The organism is Micromonospora musae, assembly GCF_003626545.1.
GTDB lineage: Bacteria > Actinomycetota > Actinomycetes > Mycobacteriales > Micromonosporaceae > Micromonospora > Micromonospora musae.
Genome location: NZ_RAZS01000002.1, coordinates 891,483 through 898,078, shown reverse-complemented (window position 1 = coordinate 898,078; position 6,596 = coordinate 891,483). Strand labels below are relative to the sequence as shown.

Genomic DNA, 6,596 nt, shown 5'->3' with positions numbered 1-6,596 from the left:
ACGATCGACGAGTCGATGCTGATTGTCCACTGCACCGGTGTCCCGTCGTCATGCACCTGCGCCGCGGCCAGGATCCGATCCCACGTCCCGTCAGCGGTCCACCGGCGCAACCGTTCGTGGCAGGTCTTCCACGGCCCGAAACGTTCCGGCAGGTCACGCCACGGCGCACCCGTGCGCAGCTTCCACAGAATCCCGTTAATGACCTGACGGTGATCCCGCCACCGCCCCCGCGCACCACCCGGCTCCGGAAGCAACGGCGCAATCACCACCCACGCCTCATCGGTCAACTCACCACGACGCACCACCGGCACATCGTCAACCATCAACCACTACAAGATCGACAGGACACGCCCTAGGCGGCGACTGCAGGGAATACTACGAGCGACCCGTCACCGCTTCGTTCGATCTCGATCGCCACGTCAGCTTGGTGGGTTCCCAGGTTGAGGCCGTCACCCAAGGCGCGCAGCCGATATGCGGCTTTGAGCAGGTCGTCGACCTCACCCTGTGTAAACATGATGCTGCGGAAACCGCCGGGACGCTTCAGCTCGAGAGCCGACAGTCGAAGCAGGATTGAGGTGATGCCTGATTCCAGCTCGTCCACGCGACGCTCGTCGTCGCGGAGGCTCCCGATAAAGCTCTTGAACGGATTGCCCGTATCCCCCTGTTGAGCGTGTTCAACTGCTTGAAGGACGAGCACTCGGCGTTTGAGAGCAATGGCGAGTCGGGCAAGCTCCACGTGTGCGCGGAATGTGCCACCTTCCTCGTTGACACCAGGGAACGATTTCGTCAACGTGCCGAGTTCCACCGGGCCGTCGGGCAGCGCAGCTAGCGCCTGTTGCCATTTCATGAGCCGACGCTTGATTCCTTCGATCGCCGTGTTGATCGCGTACGACGAGGAATCCAGCCCTAACGACAGGCCGACTCGGCCCTGGTCGAGGAGAACCGACGTCGCCTTGTCGATCGCGTCACGACAACCGTCCAGGGCGTTTCGCTCGCTCTCCAGGTTGTCCTCGTGCAGCTGCTCCAGGAGGTCGGTGATTCGCTCGATTGCTTTCTGGCGCTGATGATCCGCGTAGGCGCTGACGCCGACCGCGACGGCCATCAGCACGAGCGGTGCGGCCACTGTCAACGCTCCGGCGCTGGCCGCTGCCACACCAGCCGTGGTGGCCGAGCCGGTTGCCGCACCTGCAACAGCAGCCTTGCCAGCGACGGGCACGAACGTGGCTTGGGCTGCGATGCCGGTGGAGTTGACCAGCGCACTGTGAATACCTCCTGCGGATGCCCTCGATGCCATGGGTCTGACAAGTCCTTTGCCGACCTGTGCGGCGACCTTCGCCGGCACCACCATTCTGTAGAGCACGTCACCGGTAGCGGCGACGTTCAACGTCGGAGGCGCTGACCTCGCCGTCTGAGCCACGAGGTGCGACAACTGCTGAGCGAGCGGACTGGCCGCATGAAGCGGTATCCCACCGCTCCGATCGCGTGTGGTTGACACCGGATGCGCTTCCAGGCTGGCGACGGGAGAATCCGCAAGTGCTGCTAGGACTGTTCTCAACTCAGCGAGTCGACCCGGCGTCATGCCCTCATCACCCAGCACGTCCGGCACATCCACGGCCTCTGTAGCGAGTGTCCACACTGGCACGGGCACATTGTTATCAGTGGTCACGCCTGCCCCTCCCCCAAAACTGACATCACCCTAGGCAGTGGTTGCGATACCAACAACAGCCTCGGGCCGCACACAGACGACCTTGACCAAATTGTCGCCGCTATTCCTTGTCGGGCACTTCGGACATTCAGTCGGGTGAAGATGGCCGGATAGGAGCGGCCCCGGGACGGTGGACCTTCGTCAGCGCCGCCATCCACTCCGAGTCACCCTGACCCTGTAGCAAGATGACGCCGTTGTCTCTGCAGATGGCTGGCCACGAACGGTCCGTGCATCTCGAGACGAACAGGACCGGCGTCGCGACGACTCCGCGTGCCGCGAGGCGGTGGCGGTATTCGAGGACCTGGCCGAGACCCAGCCGAAGCTGCTCGATCTCGTTATCCCCGACCAAGCTCTTCACCTCGGCGATGAACTGCCGCCCGTCGGCGTCCCGCCAGGCCAGATCCACCGGTACGCCGTGCAGTCCCGCACCAACCCGTACACCTTCGGCGGTGAGGTGGTTGATCAGCGCCCGGCACAGCCGATCGTGCTCACTCACTCCGGCCCGGTAGGCGGCCGCGTCGAACGACCGCTGCGCCGGCAGGTCGGCCGGCACCGCCGGCCCTGCGTACTCCCGATCGAAGCCCCGAGCGCCGGTCTCGGCGGGTGGCGCACCGGCGAGCAGGGTTTCGGCGGCCTGCCATGCTCGACCGGCGACCTCGGCCCGGTATCGGCTCTGGAACGGGAACGGGCCGGCCGCCACCCAGGCATTGAGCATCCGGGCGGCGGCCATGACCGGCGGCTGCCGGAGCAACCACAGCGCCGTGTCGATGTCCGGGCAGGTGAGGAGCAGCTTCTCCTCGGCGAGGGTCTTCGTCCGGTCCTCCTGCATGTCGATGCCGCGCCGTCCCCACTCCTCCAGGTCGGCCGCACCCGCATCCATGGCGTGCACGACGGGTGCCCCCGCCACCCGCAGCCACACCTCCTCACCGGACTCGTACACCCCGAGGGTTTCCAGCACTCCGACGGTCAGTCGCAGCAGCGGACCGTGGCCCTCGTTCACCCGCGACAGCAGCCAGTGCCGGCCGGCGGTCGGTGCCGCGTCGGGCACCGTCATCCGGGCCACCCATCCGGCGAGGGCCCACGCAGCACGCTGCGGTTCATCCAGCCCGTCGGCCCAGTGACCGTCGAGGGCAGCCGGCGCCGAATCGAGCGGTGCCGGCTCCGGGTCGGCGAACACCCAAGCCGCGAGGTCGGCCGGTTGGGTGAGCTGCCACAGCCGCGACCGGCGGGCCGCCAGCATCTCGGTCAGCTCCTCGACGTCGTCCGCCGACCACAAGCCGGTCGGCACTGACTCGGTCGTCACGCCTTGGCCTTACGACCGCGGGTCGCCTTCGCCGGGCGCCACGACGTCAGCGCCTCGTCCGTGAGGTGCAGCCGGTTGGTGGTCTCGGCAAGGAAGCCGGCGTAGATGTCCGCCGGCGAAGCGCCCCAGAGCGGGTCGAACTCGCCGTGCCACTGGCGTACCCAGGGAAGGAGCTCGCGCAGCCCCGCGACCAGCGGAAGCAGCCGGTCGCCGTCCCAGCCGTCCTCCTGCTCACGAGCCACGATCAGGGTGGCGAGGGCCTGGGCCTGCTCGCGGTGGTCCCAGCCTGCCCAGCCGACCAGCAGCGACGGGTCACCGTCGCGGCTGGCACCCGGGTACGACATGAACCGCTCCTTGGGCACGTCGAGCTTGCCCCGGTGCTTCCAGTAGCTGCCCTTGAGGAAGTCCGCCGAGGTGTACTTCGGCGGCACCGGGATCTGCTTGCGGAGTTCCCGCTTCGCCGCCTCGTCGGGCAGCGCGTCCTCCTGCCGCTGAAGATCCCACACCTGCTCCCAGTCGGCGCGCTTGGACAGGCCGGAGTCCTTGTAGCGCAGCGCGGCCAGGTGCGGCACGTGCTCGTCGGCGACCAGATCGGCGATCACCTTGCCGAGATCCTGACCGGGCGCGTAGATGCCGGCGACGGTGAGCACGTCGGCGTCGCGGCGCAGCTCGTCGGCGAGCTGGGCAGTGGTCAGCGGGCGCGGCTGCTCCAGGCCGTCGACGTGGTGATACCACAGCTCGCGAGCCTCGCACCGGTCCAGCAGCCAGTCGCGCAGCGCCTTGCGCTGCATCACGTCCCAGCCGTCACTGGCCCACCGCCGCTTGCACTCGGGCCGCTCGATCAACCCGATGTTGCGGTTGCCCTCGATGACCGCGATCCGCCGCTCCACGACCGCCCGGTACTCGTCCGACCAGTGCGCTGGCAGCTCGGTGATCGGCACATGCCCGTGGTGGCTGAACCACTTCGTCTGTATCTCTCCGGCGGCCACCTTGCGAGCGAGCACGATCTCAAAGGCCCGTTGCCCCGGCGTCAGCTCCGGCGCCGAGCCGGCCGGGGCTGTCAACTCCTCGTCCAGCAGCTCGTAGAGCGGATAGACCTGCCAGTCCAACTCCTCCTGCAACGCGACCATCCGCGCGCGGACCGAGCGCCACTCGTCCCGAGCGGTGGTCAGCCGGTCGCGGGTGGGCACGCCAGAGGCCGCGACGGCCGCCGGGGCCACCGTGGCGAGCCGCTGCGCCAGGCCATCGATCTCCCGGCTAAGTTCAAGGGGGTACCCAGCCGGCAGCGGAAACTCCTGCAGCTTGGTACCCGTGAACTCCCAGTTCCATGACCAAGGCTGGTCGGGCATCCCGCTCGATGCCGTCGCGTTGCCCTTGCTGTGGCTGACCTGCTTGAGCCAGAAGCAGGCGGTCGAACTGTTCAGTACGCCGAGCAGCCGCAGGTGATCGTCCTCGGACGCTCCCTCCGCCAACTTGATCACCGGCGCATGACGGTTGAATGCCTTTCCACCACGGTCGAGCACCAGATGAGGGTGGGTTGCAACAGAAGCGAAGGCTAGGGAGAGCGGAGAAAGGTACCGGTCTTTAATCCACCGATACCAGCTCCACCATGGCTCGCCGGAGTCGAGCCGGGTAGTTCCTCCAAAGCCTGTAAGGGACTGAAGTGCGCGACGCATAAGCCAAAGGTGCCGTCCCCAGGCAGCTTTATCGTCAAAGCTGATCAAGTTGCCCCGCTGATCATAAGGAACCAGGGCAACGTCCGATTGGACGAACTCCCAGTCGCGCAGGTTTTCGCCCGTGACGAGAGGACGGGCCATAACACCAGGGGTGTTGGCTCGCCTGTGCCAGCTTCTCGTCAAAAAGAACGGGGCATCCATGCCTGCGAAACTGGCAGGGCCGACCTGTCCGGGGACCTGCCGTCCTAGAAATTCGGCTGAAGCATCTTCGATGGCGGACATAAGGCGCGATGCACCACCACCGGTTAAACTCCAAGGGTAGGAGGCCATCGTCGCCCGCGGGATATCCAGAACATCCACCCACAGACTCTGTGATCCTGGGTGGGAAACCTGCTCGGCTATTGCCTGCCAGACGAGCCCCTGGCTGGGGGTCGCCGGGGCGCTGGGCTCGCCGCGGATGCCCATCACAGTGCGGATCGTGCCCCCGCGGTTCCGGTTGGTGCTGCGACCGATCAGGATGACGGTCGGGGTGCTGTGGCCGGGAATGTAGGCACCGGAGGTGTCGATGACGTGGGTCAGGTTGACGTCGATGGCGAACAGCTTTTCGATCATCCTCTTGCCGAACTCGCGCTTCATAAACGAGTTGGCGGTGATCTGCCCGACCTGCCCGGCACCCTTGCCGTCCCCGTCGCCGGGCTTGGCGAGCTGGAAGAATCGCTGAGCGAAGGGCACCGACAGGGCGTACTTGCCGGCGCAGGCGTCGTACATCTCGCGGTAGGCCTCGTTAAGGCCCTTGTCCTTGACGGTGATGTAAGGCGGGTTGCCCACAACGACGTCATAGCGGCCGGGGCTGAGGATACCGGGATGCTCGTGCACGTCCTCCGTTGCGTAAGCGAACTCCGTCATCGGGTCCTCACCAAAAAGCATGGCCTGTCGCCGCTTGATCAGCGAGTCGCCGACGGCGAGGTTCATCGGGAAGACGTACCCCAACGAGTCGGCGAGCGTCTTGATGCCGCTGGCGCGGAGGGCGGCGACCAGGAGGCGGAAGCGGGCGATGGCTACGGCGAAGGGGTTGATGTCGACGCCGTGGACGGCGTTGAGGGCGAGGCGTACCCGCTCGTGAGGGTCGCGGTTGGGGGCGTGCTGCTCCCACTCCTTCAGGAGCCGATCGAAGGTGCCGAGGACGAAGTGGCCCGAGCCGCAGGTCGGGTCGATCATCTTGACCACGTCGTGGCCGAACTCGGCGATCGCCGGGGTGAGCGTCAGGTCGAGGATGAACTCCTCGACGAACTCCGGCGTTTGCAACAGGGCATAGGTCTTGCGGGCCGCCTCGGAGAGGTCCTGGTAGAGGTCGCCGAGGAAGCGGGTGTCCCACTCCGGGTCGGTGAAGTCGTGCACCAGGCCGCCGGCCTCGCTGCGCCGCCGCCAGAAGGCAATCAGGTTCTTCGCCTCGTCGTGGGACAGCGGGATCTGGTAGAGCGGATTGTGCCGCTTGTCGAAGAGCGACTTGCCGGCCTGGGTGCCGGCGATGGCGCCGAAGCCCTGGTGCAGCCAGTCGCGGAGGGTCTTGTCTGGCTGCTCCCGGAAGAACTGCGCCTCAGCCTCTTCGGCAAGGACTAGCCGGTCCCCCGGGCCCGCCAGGAAGGGGTCGGGCAGCAGGCCGTTGTCCTCGCAGAAGCGTACGAAGACGGTGCCGAGCACCCAGGCGACGGCGACCTGGGTGACCCGCTCGTCCCGCCAGGCTGCCCAGGTGGCGGCGGTACGCCCGACCTTGAATGCGTGGTCGTACTCGCCACGCAGATTGAGGCGTACCTCCTCGACCGACTCGGCCTGCTCCCGCAGGTCCTTCTCAAGGTTCTTGACCTGCTTCTGCAGGTCGGACAAGAGCAGCTTCCGGTCGATCACGCGACGA

4 protein-coding genes are annotated in these 6,596 nt (G+C 66.6%); all 4 read right to left on the bottom strand.

Annotated features, from left to right (window positions below; all coding sequences use genetic code 11):
- Positions 1 to 302 (bottom strand): IS5 family transposase (locus tag D7147_RS08140; RefSeq protein ID WP_120675367.1); only part of this gene is annotated, 302 nt, incomplete at its 3' end.
- Between the two features lie 50 nt (positions 303 to 352).
- Positions 353 to 1,666, bottom strand: a complete 1,314-nt coding sequence (locus D7147_RS08135; protein ID WP_120675165.1) for a hypothetical protein — start codon at positions 1,664 to 1,666, stop codon at positions 353 to 355.
- A gap of 127 nt (positions 1,667 to 1,793) precedes the next feature.
- Positions 1,794 to 3,008, bottom strand: a complete 1,215-nt coding sequence (locus D7147_RS08130; RefSeq protein WP_147437367.1) for a hypothetical protein — start codon at positions 3,006 to 3,008, stop codon at positions 1,794 to 1,796.
- Complete coding sequence (pglX, locus tag D7147_RS08125) at positions 3,005 to 6,589, bottom strand: BREX-2 system adenine-specific DNA-methyltransferase PglX (protein ID WP_120675161.1); 3,585 nt, start codon at positions 6,587 to 6,589, stop codon at positions 3,005 to 3,007. Before pglX ends, D7147_RS08130 begins: the two co-directional genes overlap by 4 nt.
- Positions 6,590 to 6,596 lie beyond the last annotated feature (7 nt).